The following is an 18,381-nucleotide window of genomic DNA, read 5'->3' on the forward strand; positions in this document are numbered from 1 at the left end:
CTTTGTCCCCTTGTCTCCCCTGCTCCCTGCTCCCTGCTCCCTGCTCCCTTTGCCCCTCTGCCCCTCCACTTCCCTCACCCCAAACAATCCTTCAACGCATAAATCACCTGGTCTTGCTGCTGTTGTGTTAGTTCTGGGAACATAGGCAAGGATATAACCTCATGGCAAGCTTGCTCTGCTATTGGTAAGTCCCCAATTTCATAGCCTAGACTTTGATAAACTGGCTGCAAATGTAAAGGGTGGGGGTAGTAAATCATTGAACTTACGCCCTGTTCTTGCAATTGACTACGCACCCAATCTCGGTATTTGGCGCTAGCACCATTGCGCCCTTCGCCGGATATGCGAATAGTGTATTGATTCCATACCCCCATACCCCCAGGTAATTCTTGGGGTGGGACAATCCCCGGAACTTGGCTAAGGTACTGGTAGTAATAATTGGCGATATCTCGGCGGCGATCGTTCCAAATATCTAAATAACGGAGCTTAATCTGCAAAATGGCTGCTTGGAGAGCATCCAATCGGCTATTTACACCTATTTCTTCGTGTAAATATCGAATCTTACTACCATGATCTCGTAGGATTCGCAGTTTAGTGGCGATCGCTGGATCGTTAGTCGTTATTGCTCCGCCATCGCCGCAACCACCAAGATTTTTGGTAGGGTAGAAACTAAAGCAACCAATATGTCCAATGCTTCCTACTTTTTGATCGGCCCAAATCGCACCTGTAGACTGAGCGCAATCTTCAATTATTGACAAATTGTGAGACTGAGCGATCGCCATTAATGATGTCATATCCACGGGTTGTCCAAATAGGTGAACCGGGATAATCGCTTTAGTGTTGGGTGTAATCGCCGCTGCGACTTGCTCCACATCCAAATTAAACGTAGTTGCGTCAATATCAACGAAAACAGGCTTTGCACCCACGGCGCTAATTACTTCAGATGTCGCAATAAAGGTAAAAGGCGTTGTAATCACTTCATCGCCTGCACCAATGTCCAAGACTCGTAACGCTAAGTAGAGCGCATCAGTACCAGAATTACAAGCCACACATTCAGTAACAGTATTATAAGCGGCAAACTGTTGCTCAAAGCCTTCGACTAAGGGGCCGCCGATATAGCGACCAGAAGCTAAAACCTCTAAGACAGCTGCACTTACTTCTGCTTCGATGGCGGTGTATTGCTGCTTGATATCAAAGGCAGGGATGGGATTTACACTTTGGATCATGAGTTCTCATTTTATCGGGAGATACAAAGGATGCACTTCGACAGTCAATTTTTGCTGATTGAATTGTTAATCAAAGAGAAGCTACTAAAAGACTATCGCCCAAGATACGCATCTATTAGGGTTTTTACTTAAATTGTGGTGCGGCAAATTACCGCACATTTAATTTACAGATAGTAGGCATACTAGGTGTTTGCCATGTTAGTGTCATACCATTTGGAATTTTGAATTGATGAAAGTGATATATATCAACCAAGATCCAACACATCTGGTCAAAGTTCCAGGTGTGTGTGCTGCTTTGAGAAGAAAATACCAAGAGATAGAGAACCCATGCAGAATCTGATCGAGCTGGATTTCAGGGATTTAGCTATTGGTGTGGGATTGATGGCGATCGCCATTGGTTTATCTGCCTGGGAAAAATTAGGATTAGAGTTTAACCTAGCCCTTGCTACTGGGAGAACCATCTTACAACTTCTTGTATTGGGATACATTTTAGATTTCATCTTGGCTTTAGACAATGCTTGGGCAGTTTTGGCGCTATTAGCAATAATGCTGACAATTACGGCGATTGTCGCACGAAATCGCATCAGCCAAAAAATTCCTCATCTGTTGCCTTTGGTGTGGGGTGCAATTTTAATTAGTACCGCCGTGACAGTGTTTTACATCAACTTCTCGATCGTTCAACCAGAAAGATGGTACGAACCACAGTATATAATTCCCCTAGCAGGGATAGTCTTAGGTAATGCTACCAATGCAGCTGCGATCGCAGGCGATCGCCTTGTCAGCACCATTAATTCCAGCCATCTCGAAATAGAAACCCATTTAAGCTTAGGTGCAACTCCAGAGCAAGCAGTTAGCCAGTATCGTAAAGACGCCATCAAAGCCGGATTGATTCCTACTCTCAATCAAATGATACTCATAGGTATGGTCGCAATACCAGGAATTACCACCGGACAGTTATTAGCTGGTGTCAAACCTCTAGATGCTGTCTCCTACGAAATTTTAATTATGTTTATGGTTGCTTTTGCTAACTTGTTGACAACAGTTTTAGTCACGAAAGGGTTGTGTCGTCAATTTTTTAATTCTGCCGCGCAGTTGGTCAGGTGAAGAATGCTGTTAGCAGTATCGGGGCGTTGAGCCAGTGCTGAGTAGGGTAAAGGGATTAATCATTGGTGTCAACTTAACGCTAAACCCGCTTGGTGAAAACATTTTGCCCTCACCCCCAGCCCCTGTCCCAAGAGAGAGGGGAGCTAGACATTCAATTCCCCTTCTCCCAAGGGAGAAGGGGTTAGGGGATGAGGGCGTGAGGGATTTACAAAACGCCTGTCTGATATAGTTTTCGGCTGAAGTTGACACGTATGAGCATTGCTGTGCCCCTACCGCGTGGTCTATTTACCTGAAAATAGCTGTAAGTTGACACCAATGATAGCTAGCTGTGCGCCCCTACAAAGTCTTTACACAATTGAAATATGAAAATATTTTGGAAACGCATCTATCCTATGGAGTATTTTATGCAAAGCATAAATAAATATTTATATGGTTATTTAAAAATAATGTAATTTCAGTATTCAAATCTGACGCTGTAAAGCTGAGAACTCAACGCATTGCTGTCTATTGGAGGTAACAAAACCAAAAGAGGAATGTCATCATTAGTAGATGTACCTTTGGGTAGGGATGTCAAGTAGGTGAAATATTTATTAATATTATTAATAGATAGTAAATGTAAATTCAGGGTCAGGAATCCGAAAAAATTCCTAATGGCAGGTATTTAGCATCAATCACCAGATTCTTCACCAACGGAACAGAAGATTATGAAAGATCAAAAACGATCGGACTCTAAAGAATTCGTCGGAAATCTCAAGAATGGGATTTGGCTATTTGGCCTGTCATCCTGGGTATTTGGCATTACCGATCGCAGTATTGCTTCATTTGCAGATGGCTATCTATCTGCTTTGGATTTGACGCAACTATTTACAGCGGCTACATTCTTTGTGGCGTGGCTATTTTTGAAACCGACATCCAGAGTGTAAGTTAAGCAACTGATTAGTATCCAGTCACTCATGACGCTAGTCCGATCGAGATTTAGAAAGTTATCTATCAGATGCCATAAGGGGTGCGCCACAAAATGTATAAATTATTTTGCATCGATCGCAATCAAGGTAATTTGTAAAATCTCCGAATTACCCTGATTTCGAGTTCTTACGGGAAGATAATCAGGATCTATAGCAAGTTCGTGCAACCTCTGTGCCAGCATTTGGGCACGTTGTTCCGGCGTTAGTAATTTGATTTTGGTGTATCTAAAAAAATTTTTCTAATTTTCCGGAATTGATTATGCTCAGGTGGTAGTCTCTATTAGATTAGCGATTTATACTGAAACTCTATAACGAACCTCCGGGGAATATAACCCCATTACGGATTAAAAGCCCGGTCTTCATGGCCGGGCTTTTGCCAATAAATTAAAAAATTGGGGTAACTCTGGAAAATCCCAGAATTACCCCAATTTTTAAAAGTTACGAGCTAAAAATTGTTTTTCACTCATCACTTCTGATTAAATTAGGCAAATGCAGCGGTTGTCACATCGTTGTTCGAGAGAATTTCTTGCAACTCTTCAGCGTCTACTGTTTCTTTATCAACCAGCATTTGCGCTAGCTGATCTAGAATGTGGCGGTTGCCCACTAACACTTCTTTAGCGCGTGTATAGGCTACATCTACAAGTTTACGGACTTCTTCATCAATGGCAGCGGCTGTTTCTTCAGAGAAATCGCGCTCTGACATAATATCCCGTCCGAGGAACATATTACCTTGTTGACGACCAAGGGCAACAGGGCCTAAGCGATCGCTCATCCCAAATCGGGTAATCATCTGACGAGCAACACGGGCTACTTGTTGGAGGTCATTAGAAGCACCAGTGGTAACTTCTTCTTCACCAAAGATTAATTCTTCAGCAATTCGACCACCCAAAGCCACAGCCATCTGATTTTCCAGATAAGCGCGGCTGTATAAACCTGTGTCCATCCGGTCTTCGCTGGGGGTAAACCAAGTTAAACCACCTGCGCGACCGCGAGGAATGATACTAATCTTCTGCACTGGGTCATAATCTGGCATCAAAGCACCAACTAAAGCGTGACCAGCTTCGTGATATGCCACCAAGGTTTTGCGCTTTTCGCTCATTACCCGGTCTTTCTTCTCTGGCCCAGCTAATACGCGATCGATCGCGTCGTTGATTTCATCCATCGAAATTTCAGTCAAATTCCGGCGTGCTGCCAGAATTGCGGCTTCATTCAATAGGTTGGATAAATCAGCGCCAGTAAATCCAGGGGTACGGCGGGCAATTTTATCCAAATCCACATCTTTTGCCAAGGTCTTGCCACGGGCGTGTACCTTGAGGATTTCGCTGCGTCCGGCATAATCGGGACGGTCTACCACAACTTGACGGTCAAAGCGACCAGGACGCAATAGGGCTGCATCTAGAACATCAGGACGGTTGGTAGCGGCAATAATGATGATGCCAGTGTTACCTTCAAAGCCATCCATTTCTGTAAGCAACTGGTTGAGCGTTTGTTCCCGCTCATCGTTACCACCACCTAAACCTGCACCTCGTTGACGACCTACAGCGTCAATTTCATCGATGAAGACGATACAAGGAGCATTGGTCTTAGCTTGTTCAAATAAATCGCGGACGCGGGATGCACCCACACCTACGAACATTTCCACAAATTCTGAACCGGAGATCGAGAAGAAGGGTACACCGGCTTCACCAGCTACCGCACGAGCTAGGAGGGTTTTACCTGTACCAGGAGGGCCAACTAACAACACACCTTTAGGAATTTTTGCACCAACTGCAGTAAAGCGATCGGCGTTTTTCAGAAAGTCTACGACTTCATTTAATTCCAACTTGGCTTGGTCAATACCAGCGACATCGCCAAATGTCACCTGAGTTTGTGGTTCCATTTGCACTCTGGCTTTGGATTTGCCAAAGTTCATCGCTTGACTACCTGGGCCACTTTGAGCGCGACGTAGTAAGAAGAATAAGCCAACCAAAAGCAATACAGGGAAAAATAAGCTGCTCAGTGCCTTAAACCAAAATCCTTCGTCGGTTTGGGGCAAAACAGAAATATCAACGCCTTTAGAAGTCAGAGTATTGATCAAGTCTGGATCGTTGACTAAGGTAACAATCCGTTTAGCTGGGTCATATTTAGGTGTAACCAGTGCTGTAGAGCGATCTGCACTCAAACTGACTTTTTCTACTCTGCCTTGCTGAACTTCTTGAATAAAGCGACTGTATCGCCATGTCTCTCTGCTTTGGGGTTGTTTGTCAAAAAATGCTGTTCCCAGCGCAATTACGACAATAAACAGCAGCGCGTACAGCCCTGCATTTCTCCATCTTTTATTCACTAAGGTCTATCCTCCGGTATTTTTCGCACCATCGCCTAGCATCTGCGATCGCAAAGGTGATTATTAAGAATTATGTTAACTTATCTTAAGATATAACAAATTTGGCGTGGATGTCATGCTAAAAAAAGCTCCCTTATTAGCTGAAAACTATGATGGTAGGGATTACATTGTAGCGACCCTGAAGGCAGATGAACGGTATGAATGGGAATAATTTCTACCACACTATTAGTGTAGGCGATCGCTTCAAATCTCTGGACTAACTCAAGGCTCCAAGTTTCTTCTCGCACTGGCTGGTGGTGGTTTTGCAACCAGTTTACAAGTTGCGATCGCACAATTCCCGGCAAAATACCTGCCTTTATTGGCGGCGTCCACCAACTGCGATCGCACCATCCCCAAAGGTTGCCTGTACTGGTTTCTAGCCAATTTCCTTGAACATCGACTAATATTGCTTCTTGAGCATCTAAGCTAGTTTTTGCCAACCAAGCACTCAAATAGTTTCCAGTTTTATGAGAGGGGAGAGAGCGAGAAAATTTAGGACTAGCAACGGCACACACAACACCAGTATTTTGTTTTTCTGTCAAATCTTGCGGTAAGAATCTACCAGTTATCCATTCCCGTCCATCGGGAAAGATGGTAATTCTGAGAACCGGGAAGTGTAGGAGAAGAATTTGAGCGCCTTGACGTAGACGATTCCAATCAGGTTGCTGCCAACCAAAAGTTTGTAGTGAGAAAAGTAAGCGATTGCAGTGTGCTTGCCAATTAGTTAAATTACTATCTAGGGAGTTCTCATAAACCCGCAATGTTGTAAAAACAGTTGCCCCATAAAGTAAACCCGGATCGTTAATGTTTAATTCTAGGGTTTGAGAGTGAATTAATTTACCGTCATACCAAAAAATATTATTTGTCACAACCAAAGTGCTTATCGCTACAACTCCATTGAAAAGTGATGACTTGTAATACTCATACGCTGCATGAGATAAAACCTGTGGGCTGAAAATCGCTGAACACCAGAATCCAGACTCAGGTGTTTACAGTCATGATTTCTGGCATATTCAATTAGCTACTGAAATAACTGTTGGCCATAGCTATGCGTAGGCGTAGCCCGCCGTAGGCATCGCTGCAACTCATCAACAACTAAATCATCAATGTATAAAAACTTTCCCGACGCTAAACAATTATAAATACGAAATCCAGCGATCGCTACAGCTTGCTTTTCACTTCTAAAAATACAAGTTGATATCCTTCTTTCATTTGATATCGAACTTGTTCTACAAACTCAGTCTGCTCAAGGTGAGGGCGCAACTGAGAGATAACAGGAAAACACCCTAATATTTGAAAGCTAGATTCTGCCAATTGTATTGACATAAGTATTACTTTACTCAATCATACGTGATAAATTTGAAAAAATTGGGTGAATATAATTCTCTACAAAACTTGCAACAACCCGTTATGAATAATAATTTAATCTTTAGGAGGAAATATAATTTTATAAGTACCTTCAGGAGTTGTAACTATTTTTCCTCCCAAAGCTTCGATTTCCTTAATTGCGCGTTTCTGAGTTCTCTCATCGGCATGATTATTTAAAACCATTGACCATGTAGAAATCTGAGCGTATTTACTGTTAGGATTTCGACTCAGAAATTCAACGGTTCTTTGGGAAGTATTAGCTATAAGCTGACTCTCTGGATCTGAAAATTTACTTGCCCAGTTTGCCGCCGTTGCAAAAGACTGTTGGGCAGCTTGAGCGTTGCCTAAAAATAATAACTCATCAACTCCTTTATAACGCCATATATAATAAGACTTTTCGGGAACTGAGGGAGATAGTGATTTTAAGCCTTTCTCTGATAGTGCGATCGCACGTTCTGGCATACCAGCATACAATGAAGTACTGATCGAAAGACTGCGATACGCTGCTAAAAATCGCGGATCGCGTCCTAGAATAACTTCAAAATATTCTGGACTTAAACTGTAACCTGTTTTATCCCGAATTTCATTATCTCCAAAATATTGAAGAAAATTGAGATAAACCAAATCTGCGATGAAGTTATTATAACCAAAGCTAGGCGTTTTTTCGAGAAAATTCAGACGGATATTTTCAGATTTTATTTCTTTTTTTAGAGTTTTTAAAGAGGCAGATTCTTTTCTATTTATTAGTTTTTGCAATTGAGGGAATTGAATCAAGCCAACTCCTAAAATACACATACAAATTACAATAGGTGTAGCAAAAGCTTGACGAGATAACAACATATTTTCCTTGTCTTTATCATTATAGTCATATTATTATATACATAGTGTTATGAGAAAAGTCAGCCCTACTTGTGCGTCTACGCTTTGCTAGACAAAATAAAAAACAGGTTGACTAAAATAAGTTATTATCAGTATAAAATCATACCCAGTATTTGTTTTTTCTGAGATATACTTTATATTTTTTTGTTTATAAGTAATATCTAATTTCTATAGATTGGAACGAAACGCCCAAAAACTAATTAATTAAATAAATCTTTCAGAATCAAAGCCACTTAAAACAGCAAAGAAACCTTACCGCATTGGTAGACTCATTGCAAACCGTGGCTCCAAAATCTAACATGGTATTATTCTTTTCTAAGATAAATTGGACTTTAGGAAAGCCATAACTTTTTTTAGTAAAAATTTCTGAAATTATTAAGTTGTTTTGACTTTAGTTACTTTTTTTGAGTAAAAGCCTTAAAAATTTTGACATAACCTAAAATTGTATCTTGCTTTATATTTAAATCTGTCTGTAACCTCTAAAACGTCATGATGAATAACATTTTTAACGAAGCCACAGAAATTAATGGTCAAGCCATAGAAAATGGCGAAAGCAATAGTCAATCTAGCAAACCAAGTAGTGAATTTAAAATAAAAGTTAAGAAGCTGAATACTAAAGCAGAAGGATTCAATATTGATGACATTATTGATGCTATTCAAACAGCAATAGTTGAAGTTGTCGAGCTAGAAATTACCACTTGGGTTCCAGAATCATCTACTCAGTTAGAACAACCACAAGGGCAGCAAGTTGCTCAAGCAGGTAATCGAATGCACACTATAATTAATCTAATTGATGGTGATATAACTAATGAGATTGGTAGTCAATTTGTTGGTAGTGGTCCATATACAGAACTTCGCGGATTCCATCTAACTCAAATCAAAGAAAGTCGGGAAATTATGCAAAAAAACATTGAAAGTTTGCAGAAGTTGTATGGATTTTTTATAGAAATTATGAAATCTCGTAAAACTTCACAACAATCGCTATCCCGTCCCCAGTAGTTGAGATTTATTAATTGATATTAACCCAAAAATACCTACAGAATATGAGCTTGTCCCTACCTGTAGGTTAATTTGCTTTAGAGAAATCAAGGAAATTATTACTATGCCTAACAAAATTCAAGAGCAAGCCAAAGATTTGCTAGAGAAACTAGTCTCATCTGTACATGGATTAGTCGATGATATTACAGCTTTAGAAGTAAATACTATGGTTGTGGAGCAAATTACTGGCGCAAAGTTTAATGCTTGGCAAGCGTATGAAGAGATTTATTCAATAAATGACAAAGACTACTTTGATGCCAAAGGAATTCCAAATCCAGACAATTTCCTAGAACCAGAAAAAACTCAAGCTCAAGAGCTACGCAAGCGTTATACAAGTCTATTTTCGCAACTTGAAAGAGAATATTTTTACATTCTCCTTGAACAAAGTACTGATACTAGTGAGCCAGACTCCAGGATAATACAATATCAGGAGCGTCTAAAATATCAGGTGGAACATAAAGCAAATATTGTTCCAGACGATCCGGTATATATAAAGCTAGCTCGACCAATATTGCCTGCTCCAACCCCTGTTGCAGAGATAGAAGATAATAATCAAAAAAATTTGCAGCAAAGGTGGCAAGAGATTGAAGAACTTTTGAATAATGATAAATTTATTCGCACCCTGCGGAAAATGTCTGAACTTAAAGCTGCACTTAATGGTAGTAACATTACCAACGTAGATATTGATATTATTTATGCTCAAACTGTTATGCAGTTAGATGGAGATATTATCAGCCGTTACCATAAAAAGTTATTTCAATTATCTGAAGGAGATAGAGATTTAATCCTAAAAATACATAATGAAGGGGTAGTTGCTGGAGAGAAACAGTGGCGTGGCACACTAGATTTTCTGATTGGTATTGTACAAAATATCGCAAAATTATCCCGACAATGAACGCTGATAAAACACATACAGATAATGAAGGTGATGTTCAACTCTCTTTCTTTGTGCAAATGCCTCAAGGCACTCCTATTGAACTTGAAATTAAGGTTGAGCCAGGACAGTATGCTTTTTATCTAAATAAGACAGTTTTAAAACAAATTGAGGAAGCGCGAAAAATAGGCTGCTCTCTGTACATCCCGCCAAAATTAATAGCTTATCTTTTGTACTACAACTGCTTTAGTGATAATACTGTACAATACCAGAAACTAGTAGTTGCTCAAAAACATTTTAAAGTTTTTAAAATTTTTGACGACACTTTTATAGTAAGTTTTATCAAATTAGTTTGGAGTAAATCATTACAAAATAAATCAATCTTACAGTACGGACTTACTTTTAATTTGTATTATAGAGAAGATACATCAGCTTTATATTTGTGGAAAGAAAAAGATATTATTTTACAAAGTAATGTCTTATTTTATGGCGACATAATTCACAAAATCAGGAATGATTTTATCCAAAATCCTCGGTGTTTAAATATTGTTTATGTGCATTATTGGCTTATTGAACAAATACTAAGCTATCTTCGGACTAAATTAAATCTATTAGCTTGGGAGCTAGCTTCGCTGTTCCCTGCTGCTTTTTTCGCTTGGAAATTACATTTAGCACTTTCATTATCAGTACTTATTGGGCTAGTAGCATCTTTTGTTTTTGCTACTATTCGCTATTGGCTTGTTAATCAACTTCCCCAAAGGACTTCTATTAGTTATCAATATCGAAATTGGCTGGCGTGGGGACTAACTTGTGTCACTTCTAGTATTTTTATTTTTACTCCCGCTGATTTCTTATTTTTGCTGTTTTTGTCACTAATTGGACCGCTATTACAATGGTTTTTTAGTTTTATAGTAGGGCAAATTGGTAAACTCTTTATGCGTTGGTTACTAGCTTGATCGGGTGTGAGGCATTGAAAAAAATATTTTTTCGTGAAATACTGTTTTAAGAAAAAGATTAGGGTAGCTAAGATATTCAAACAATGTTACCCAAATTAAATCAGACTTTCTAATTACGTTTCAACAGCTGCCAACATTGTTGAGCGATCGCCCAATCTTCTTGAGTATGAATAACTAATATCCGTACTAATGAATCGGGTGTAGCAATATCCTCATCCACAGGTTGCTGTTGATTTTTCTCAAGGTCTATTTTCAGTCCGATAAATCCAAAAGCTTCACAGGCGGCTTGGCGAATTTGTGGAGAGTGTTCACCCACACCTGCTGTAAACACTAAAGTATCTAATCCCCCCAAACTAGTAAGCATTGCGCCGATACCAGAACGCAAGCGATGCACGTAGATATCCCATGCCAGTTGAGCGCGGGAATTACCTTGAGCAATCGCTTCTCTCACTTCACGCACATCGCTAGATACACCTGAAATTCCCTTTAACCCAGAAGCTTTATTTAACAACTCATCCAACTTTTCGATAGAGTAATTGCAGTGTCGCAACAGATAAATCAGAATCCCCGGATCGACTGAACCAGAACGACTACCCATCATCAATCCTTCTAAGGGGGTGAATCCCATAGTGGTATCAATACTGCGACCGTTTTTAATCGCCGCTAAAGAGCAACCATTACCCAGATGGCAGATAATTAACCGCTCAGATGCAACATCTCGACCGAGAATTTGGACGGCACGTTCAGAACAGTATTGATGACTGATACCATGAAACCCGTAGCGACGAATACCTTGCTCTACCCACTCGTAGGGGCCGGGATAGATTGCTGCTGCATCGGGTAAAGTGGCATGAAATCCGGTATCAAAGACTGCTACTTGGGTAACATCTTTTAAGATTTTTTCAATTGCTTCTATGCCTTCCAAAGCAACTGGATTATGTTCGGGAGCCAGGTTAGATAGACCAGCGATCGCCTTTTTGACATCCTCCGTAATTAGCACACTATCTCGATAATCCTCTCCACCATGTACTATTCGATGCCCCACCACATCGATTTCTGACAAGCGATCGATTACCTTGGTAGCATCACGATCGAGTTTATTGAGCATATAAGTGAGGTGCGCCTGTGGAGAATCACCAGAGATTGATTTTTGCAGCGTTCCACCCGTAGCAGTTTTCACCTCAATTTCTGCCACACCCCGATCTTGAGTCCAGTTGATTTTCCCGAACCAAAGGGGTTGGGGTGCTTGGGTGGGCAGAGCTTCATCTGCAATTTCATACAGACAACTCTTTTGGCTGCTCGATCCGGCATTCAGTACCAATATCTTCATAGTGACAACAGAAAAACATGACCTCTTTTGATCGTGTCACTAAATCTCACTTTATGCTTAGTACAGTTTTGCGTAAAAGCGTAGCGTTTTTAATGTAAGCCAACGCATTGGCATTGCAGGGTATTGCCTTTCTTTAATTCGCTATGAATTAATGAAATGCTGTACTTAGTTTTCTCAAAGACGGATAAGGGTTTTAAGAGTATGCAAGAAAAGAAACCCCCTATTGAAATCGTTATACTAACTGTGGGAGGCTGTTTATCTATCCAGCCAGATTCCATAATTGTGTTTTTTTATAGCTTGTTGCACTATGTCCTTCTTCAAAACCCCGCTAATTGGTTTAAAAGCTGACTCATTTCGTCATCCATTAGACCTGGAAGCTACCAGAGCGCTCAAGCAGATACCAGGCATAGATATGTTAGTGCGAAATTGGCTCGGCCCAATGGCAGAGCAGGTTTTCTATGTGGAAAATATTGCCTCCAGCATTCTGGTGGGTGAAAAGCAACTACCCGATTTATACAAGCTGTTGTTAGATGCTTGTAAAATCCTGGATATAGATCCTCCCCAGTTGTACGTCCGGCAACATCCGGCTCCCAACGCCTATACTTTTGCTGTGCGGGGTAAGCAACCTTTTGTTGTGCTACACACTTCCCTGATTGATATTCTTACACCAGAGGAAATACAGGCAGTAATCGCCCATGAGTTAGGGCATCTCAAGTGTGACCATAGCGTTTACTTAACACCTCTAAATTTATTAATATTAGCTGCAGCGATTGTGCCCAATGTCGGAACCTTCGTTGCTCAAGCCATACAAGCGCAACTTTTAGAATGGGTACGTTGTGCTGAGTTTACCTGCGATCGCGCCGCATTACTAGCAACCCAAGACCCGAAAGTTGTCATGTCCGTGTTGATGAAGTTGGCAGGTGGTTCTCCCTCCTTAGCCCCCCAACTGAATCTCGATGCCTTTGTTGCTCAAGCCCGCGCTTACGATGACATCAGCAAGACAGAATTGGGTGAAATGGTCAAAGCTGCCCGTACAGCTCAATTAACCCATCCAGTGCCAGTACTACGGGCGCGAGAAATTGACCGTTGGGCAAGCAGCACAGAATATCAAACTCTGTTGCAAAGTCATGGATTGAAGTCTACTAATAATGAAGTTGCACCTAAAGGTGGATGGCGCAATTGGTAGAGCTACTCTTCATAATTGCTTTTTCGCGACATTAGCACAAAAGTTTTAATAGATCGTTAGAAGCGATCGCACATTGGCGATCGCTTCCCCTGTTAATCGAAAAACGCAAACTTTCCCTACACTAAATATACCTTTTGTCAACTAGAAGCTTTTAAAGCTGCTTCTGCTTGGGAATGTAATAACAAACCGTATTCCAAGCCCTCCACCACCGCTTGATAGGAAGCCGCCAAAATATTAGTAGAAACTCCTACTGTCGTCCAGCGTTGACGACCATTGCCTGATTCTACCAACACACGGGTTTTTGCCGCAGTGCCCGTATGTCCATTGAGAATCCGTACTTTGTAATCTGTCAAATCAAAGGTTGCAATTTGGGGATAAAAGTTCACCAAAGCTTTGCGTAAAGCTGCATCCAAAGCGGCAACGGGCCCGTTACCTTCCGCCACTTCCAAAATGTTTTTCCCGTCAACAGCGACTTTGACTGTAGCTAAGGCATTGCTAGTTTCTTTCCCCTCAATCAAATCACAGTGGACTTGAAAACCTTTGACTTCAAAAAACTTCTGGCGATCTCCCAAAGCTTCGTGCATCAACAGTACAAAACTGGCCTCTGCGGCTTCAAATTGAAATCCTTCGCTCTCCAAATCTTTGAGGCGCTGGAGAATTTCCCTAGCCTCTGCCTTTTGCCGATCCAATTCAATGCCAAAACTGCGGGCTTTGGCTAAAACATTGCTCAGTCCAGACTGTTCCGAAATCACGATGCGGCGACGATTCCCGACTTGTTCCGGCTGAATGTGTTCGTAAGTTAGGGGATTACGTTCCACTGCTGATACATGAATACCGCCCTTGTGGGCAAAAGCCGAACGTCCCACAAAGGGAGCGTGTTCATCTGGCGCGAGGTTGACCACCTCACTCACAAAACGACTAGCTTCTGTAAGTTGTGTAAGCTGGTCTTCTGTGATACAACTGTAACCCGCCTTCAGTTGTAAATTGGGAATTAACGAACAGAGGTTAGCATTACCGCAACGTTCACCGTAACCATTAATTGTGCCCTGTACCATCTTTGCTCCTGCCATCACGGCGGCTATTGCGTTAGCAACCGCCATTTCCGAATCGTTATGAGTATGAATTCCAATTTGAGGGATTGTCCTTTGTCCTATGTCCTTTGTCATTGGTTCTTGACAAATGATTAATGACAAATGACTAATGACATCTTGAACAATTTGGCTAATTTCATGGGGTAAAGTGCCACCATTGGTATCACAGAGGACTAGCCATTCCGCACCAGATGCGATCGCAGCCTCTAATGTCTGTAAAGCATAATCTCGATTGTGCTTATAGCCATCAAACCAATGTTCGGCATCGTAGATAATCCGGCGACTCTGAGAACGGAGGTACTCAATTGTGTCGCGAATCATCGCCAAATTTTCTTCTAATGTTGTCTTGAGTCCTGTGGTCACGTGTAAATCCCAAGACTTGCCAAAAATTGTTACCCAGCGAGTTCCCGCAGCCAAAATATCCTGTAACATCGGTTCGGTCGCGGCAGTGGAGTTGGGGCGTCGAGTCGAACAAAAAGCCACAATTTCAGCCTGTTTAAGCGGATCTTCTTGGAGTTGCCAGAAAAATTGTACATCCTTGGGATTAGCACCAGGCCAACCGCCTTCAATAAAGGGAATTCCCAGTCGATCGAGTCTACGGGCAATGCGTAACTTATCTTCTATCGATACAGATAGACCCTCGCGCTGAGTGCCATCCCGTAATGTAGTGTCATAGAGCCAAAGTTGAGGTGAGGAATTTGTGGTCATAAAACTGGGACCGACGAGACAACTTTCGAGGCAATGTGTCAATATACAACAAAAAGCCAGTTTGGCAATTTAAAAATGCCTAAAGTACTAGCTGAAGGTAAAACAATTGATTGCGAGCATGGAAGCAATCTCCGCAAGATTTTGCTGCAAAATAGTATTCACCTCTACAATGACGGTGCTAAGGTGATAAACTGTCGGGGCATTGGCAGTTGTGGAACCTGCGCGGTTAAGGTAGAGGGCGAAGTATCAGCAGCGAATTGGCGCGATCGAGCACGGCGTTCGCTTCCTCCCCATTCTCCTACAACAGACTTACGTTTAGCTTGTCAAACTCAGGTTTTAGGCGATGTGAAAGTGACAAAGTTTGATGGATTTTGGGGACAAGGTTCTCGAATAGTGTGGACACCAAAAGGTTAAAAAGGAGTTAAGACAAGATGGGTAGATGGACACCCTTAATTTTAATGGCTGGAGGTTTAGCCATTCTGCTTGGTACATTACTAGGCATCAACTTTCCGATGGGCGTACAAACTGCTAACGCTCCCAGTGATAAGAAATCAGAAGTCCTGCCAGCTAATATCAATGTTAATAGCAGTGCTGGCAGCAAGAATGATGATGCAACACAAGGAAACGAAACAACTCAAACAAACGAAAATAGGCGCGGTATTGTAGCCCCAAGACCTGACAACAGGAGTAACGTTGCCCAGAATTCTGCCGATGACTCAACTGACAATACAACAGATGGCAATACAGATTCTTCAGAAACAAACACACCATCCAGCGATACAAATCAAGGCAACGAACCAATTCGCGCCTTGTGGTAACGAGCAGATCCGTCTTCAGACCCGTCTTTAGTTACAAGTTATAAGTTATAAGTTATGAGTTATTAGTTATGAGTTATTAGTTATGTACTAATGATAAATGGCTAATGATAGATGACTAATGACTAATGACTAATGATTAGTGAGACTGTGATTATTGGTGGCGGCGTTATTGGTTTAGCGATCGCCATTGAACTAAAATTGCGCGGGACAAACGTCACCGTGTTTTGTCGTGACTTCCAGGCTGCCGCTACCCACGCCGCCGCTGGGATGTTGGCACCAGATGCGGAAAACATCGCTAATGAGGCAATGCGTTCCTTGTGTTGGCGATCGCGTGCTTTATATCCTGATTGGACGCGCAAATTAGAAGAACTGACCGGCTTAAATACTGGCTACCGTCCCTGTGGTATTCTCGCACCCGTCTTTGAAGAGGCAGGGGGAGCAGGGGGAGCAGGGGAGCAGAGGAGCAGAGGGGAAAGTCTTTCCTCCTCTCCCTCATCCCCGGCTTACTGGTTAAACAAAGAGGCAATTCATCAATATCAGCCAGGATTGGGAGCAGAGGTAGTTGGTGGCTGGTGGTATCCTGAAGATGCACAAGTTGATAATAAAGCTCTAGCTCACGTATTGCGGACGGCAGCTGAGTCTGTTGGTGTTGAACTCAAAGACGGTATTATAGTAGAAGCATTTTTACAGCAGCAAGGACAAGTGGTTGGTGTGCAAACCAACGCTGGAATAATTCGCACCGCGCACTATGTTTTAGCTTCAGGTGCTTGGTCAAATGAATTGTTACCGCTACCTGTGCTACCCAGAAAAGGACAAATGCTGAGTGTGCGGATACCAGAAGTTTCGCCGGAATTGCCCTTAAAGCGGGTTTTGTTTGGGCAGGATATTTACATTGTACCAAGACGCGATCGCCTCGTTATTGGCGCAACAAGTGAAGACGTTGGCTTTATCCCCAACAACACCCCAGAAGGTATTCAAAAATTACTACAAGCTGCTATCCGGCTGTATCCCCAATTAAAGCATTATCCCATCCAGGAATTTTGGTGGGGATTTCGCCCAACTACCCCTGATGAATTGCCCATCCTGGGCACTAGCCACTGTCAAAATTTAACCTTTGCTACGGGTCATTACCGCAACGGAATTCTACTTGCGCCCGTAACAGCCGCTTTGATTGCCGATTTAATTTTAGAACAAAAGTCTGACCCCCTACTTGCTGATTTTCACTATTCGCGCTTCCAGTCCAAGTCATCTACCTCCACCCCCATGCTGACTCACTCTGCCAATTTCTCCAACGGGCATAATACCACCCCACTTCCTAACGCGATTAATCACGTCTCTACCGACTCCCCACTGATTATCGCTGGCAAAACCTTCCAATCTCGCTTGATGACGGGAACTGGAAAGTATCGCAGCATTGAGGAAATGCAGCAAAGCGTTGCCGCCAGCGATTGCCAAATTGTCACTGTAGCAGTACGACGGGTACAAACCAAGGCTCCTGGACATGAAGGTTTAGCTGAAGCCTTGGATTGGACGAAAATCTGGATGTTACCCAATACCGCAGGTTGTCAAACTGCTGAAGAGGCAATTCGGGTAGCGCGTTTAGGGCGAGAAATGGCGAAATTGTTAGGGCAGGAAGATAATAACTTTGTAAAGTTAGAAGTAATACCCGACCTTAAGTATTTACTCCCAGACCCGATTGGAACACTGCAAGCAGCAGAACAACTAGTTAAAGAAGGCTTTGCAGTATTGCCCTATATCAACGCTGACCCTATGTTAGCCAAGCGCTTAGAAGAGGTAGGTTGTGCTACAGTCATGCCTTTGGCATCGCCAATTGGTTCGGGACAAGGGCTGAAAACAACTGCCAATATCCAAATTATCATCGAAAATGCAGGTGTGCCAGTGGTGGTAGATGCTGGTATTGGTTCACCCTCAGAAGCCGCCCAGGCAATGGAATTGGGAGCAGATGCCTTGTTGATTAATAGTGCGATCGCTCTTTCTCCAAAACCAGCAGCAATGGCTCGTGCCATGAATTTAGCAACAGTCGCCGGTCGTCTAGCATACCTTGCTGGCAGAATGCCTATTAAAGATTACGCCAGTCCTAGTTCACCTCTAACTGGGACGATTACCAGTTAAGGAATAGGGCATAGGGCATAGAGCATAGGGAAATAAGCAATGCCCAATGCCCAATGACAAATGACAAATGACAAATGACAAATGTAACGATTTATCTAGCAGTTTAAGACCAGATTTAGCATTTATGTAACATTAAATTAACGATAAAGATAAAGGAATTCATTCATGCCCTATACCAATGAAGAAGGCGGTCTTCTGAATAATTTTGCCAGAGAACCAAAGGTTTATCAAGCAGAACCTCTAACGGAAGGGCAAAAGCGAACTTATATCCTACTAGGAATTGCCGCTACAGCTTTGGTTGCCGGCTTGATTTTAGTCGCCTTCTTTGTTTCTAAGAGCAGCTGAT

The 18,381-nt window shown here is 42.1% G+C and carries 17 protein-coding genes; 10 read left to right on the forward strand and 7 right to left on the reverse strand.

Annotation, left to right across the window (positions count from 1 at the left end):
- Positions 1 to 74: 74 nt before the first annotated feature.
- On the reverse strand, positions 75 to 1,223 hold the full coding sequence (locus V7K41_RS10520; RefSeq protein ID WP_334847833.1) for a DegT/DnrJ/EryC1/StrS family aminotransferase: 1,149 nt from the start codon (positions 1,221 to 1,223) through the stop codon (positions 75 to 77).
- A gap of 327 nt (positions 1,224 to 1,550) precedes the next feature.
- Here V7K41_RS10520 and V7K41_RS10525 point away from each other — a divergent pair, with 327 nt between their 5' ends.
- The gene (locus V7K41_RS10525) at positions 1,551 to 2,327 is read left to right on the forward strand and encodes an ABC transporter permease (RefSeq protein WP_334847835.1); all 777 of its coding nucleotides are present in this window, start codon (positions 1,551 to 1,553) and stop codon (positions 2,325 to 2,327) included.
- Positions 2,328 to 3,031: 704 nt separating this feature from the next.
- A complete protein-coding gene (locus V7K41_RS10530; protein WP_094350008.1) occupies positions 3,032 to 3,250 on the forward strand; it encodes a hypothetical protein in 219 nt (72 codons plus the stop codon).
- A gap of 523 nt (positions 3,251 to 3,773) precedes the next feature.
- Here V7K41_RS10530 and ftsH3 read toward each other — a convergent pair.
- From ftsH3 to V7K41_RS10550, 4 genes are all read right to left on the reverse strand, one after another.
- A complete protein-coding gene (gene ftsH3, locus V7K41_RS10535) occupies positions 3,774 to 5,615 on the reverse strand; it encodes an ATP-dependent zinc metalloprotease FtsH3 (protein WP_322659564.1) in 1,842 nt (613 codons plus the stop codon).
- A 113-nt stretch (positions 5,616 to 5,728) separates the two neighbouring features.
- Complete coding sequence (locus V7K41_RS10540; RefSeq protein ID WP_334847839.1) at positions 5,729 to 6,523, reverse strand: aminotransferase class IV; 795 nt, start codon at positions 6,521 to 6,523, stop codon at positions 5,729 to 5,731.
- A gap of 292 nt (positions 6,524 to 6,815) precedes the next feature.
- A complete protein-coding gene (locus V7K41_RS10545) occupies positions 6,816 to 6,980 on the reverse strand; it encodes a hypothetical protein (protein ID WP_334847841.1) in 165 nt (54 codons plus the stop codon).
- A 96-nt stretch (positions 6,981 to 7,076) separates the two neighbouring features.
- Positions 7,077 to 7,862 (reverse strand): hypothetical protein, encoded by a 786-nt coding sequence (locus tag V7K41_RS10550; RefSeq protein ID WP_334847842.1) that lies wholly within the window; start codon positions 7,860 to 7,862, stop codon positions 7,077 to 7,079.
- Between the two features lie 528 nt (positions 7,863 to 8,390).
- Between V7K41_RS10550 and V7K41_RS10555 the strand changes: the two genes are divergently transcribed.
- The 3 genes from V7K41_RS10555 to V7K41_RS10565 all read left to right on the forward strand — a co-directional run bounded on the left by V7K41_RS10555 (position 8,391) and on the right by V7K41_RS10565 (position 10,769).
- On the forward strand, positions 8,391 to 8,900 hold the full coding sequence (locus tag V7K41_RS10555) for a hypothetical protein (RefSeq protein WP_334847843.1): 510 nt from the start codon (positions 8,391 to 8,393) through the stop codon (positions 8,898 to 8,900).
- 103 nt (positions 8,901 to 9,003) lie between these two features.
- Positions 9,004 to 9,834, forward strand: a complete 831-nt coding sequence (locus tag V7K41_RS10560) for a hypothetical protein (RefSeq protein WP_334847845.1) — start codon at positions 9,004 to 9,006, stop codon at positions 9,832 to 9,834.
- Positions 9,831 to 10,769 (forward strand): hypothetical protein, encoded by a 939-nt coding sequence (locus tag V7K41_RS10565; protein ID WP_334847847.1) that lies wholly within the window; start codon positions 9,831 to 9,833, stop codon positions 10,767 to 10,769. Before V7K41_RS10560 ends, V7K41_RS10565 begins: the two co-directional genes overlap by 4 nt.
- A 109-nt stretch (positions 10,770 to 10,878) precedes the next feature.
- On the opposite strand, the gene V7K41_RS10570 is transcribed toward V7K41_RS10565, so the two are convergent.
- A complete protein-coding gene (locus V7K41_RS10570) occupies positions 10,879 to 12,099 on the reverse strand; it encodes an acetate kinase (RefSeq protein WP_334847848.1) in 1,221 nt (406 codons plus the stop codon).
- 307 nt (positions 12,100 to 12,406) lie between these two features.
- Here V7K41_RS10570 and V7K41_RS10575 point away from each other — a divergent pair, with 307 nt between their 5' ends.
- Positions 12,407 to 13,285 (forward strand): M48 family metallopeptidase, encoded by an 879-nt coding sequence (locus V7K41_RS10575; protein ID WP_334847850.1) that lies wholly within the window; start codon positions 12,407 to 12,409, stop codon positions 13,283 to 13,285.
- A gap of 137 nt (positions 13,286 to 13,422) precedes the next feature.
- Here the strand turns inward: V7K41_RS10575 and cimA are convergent, their stop codons facing one another.
- On the reverse strand, positions 13,423 to 15,084 hold the full coding sequence (gene cimA, locus V7K41_RS10580; RefSeq protein WP_334847851.1) for a citramalate synthase: 1,662 nt from the start codon (positions 15,082 to 15,084) through the stop codon (positions 13,423 to 13,425).
- A gap of 75 nt (positions 15,085 to 15,159) precedes the next feature.
- On the opposite strand from cimA, the gene V7K41_RS10585 reads away from it, so the two are divergent.
- The 4 genes from V7K41_RS10585 (at position 15,160) to psb34 (ending at position 18,380) form a co-directional block, all read left to right on the forward strand.
- Positions 15,160 to 15,498 carry a 2Fe-2S iron-sulfur cluster-binding protein gene (locus V7K41_RS10585; protein WP_334847853.1) on the forward strand — a complete coding sequence of 113 codons (339 nt, stop codon included), beginning with the start codon at positions 15,160 to 15,162 and terminating at the stop codon, positions 15,496 to 15,498.
- A gap of 17 nt (positions 15,499 to 15,515) precedes the next feature.
- The gene (locus V7K41_RS10590) at positions 15,516 to 15,902 is read left to right on the forward strand and encodes a hypothetical protein (protein ID WP_334847855.1); all 387 of its coding nucleotides are present in this window, start codon (positions 15,516 to 15,518) and stop codon (positions 15,900 to 15,902) included.
- 132 nt (positions 15,903 to 16,034) lie between these two features.
- The gene (thiO, locus tag V7K41_RS10595) at positions 16,035 to 18,035 is read left to right on the forward strand and encodes a glycine oxidase ThiO (RefSeq protein ID WP_334847857.1); all 2,001 of its coding nucleotides are present in this window, start codon (positions 16,035 to 16,037) and stop codon (positions 18,033 to 18,035) included.
- A 165-nt stretch (positions 18,036 to 18,200) separates the two neighbouring features.
- On the forward strand, positions 18,201 to 18,380 hold the full coding sequence (gene psb34 / locus V7K41_RS10600; protein ID WP_292858262.1) for a photosystem II assembly protein Psb34: 180 nt from the start codon (positions 18,201 to 18,203) through the stop codon (positions 18,378 to 18,380).
- The last annotated feature ends 1 nt before the right edge of the window (position 18,381 follow it).

The organism is Nostoc sp. (assembly GCF_036917415.1).
In the GTDB taxonomy this organism is placed as follows: Bacteria; Cyanobacteriota; Cyanobacteriia; order Cyanobacteriales; family Nostocaceae; genus Nostoc.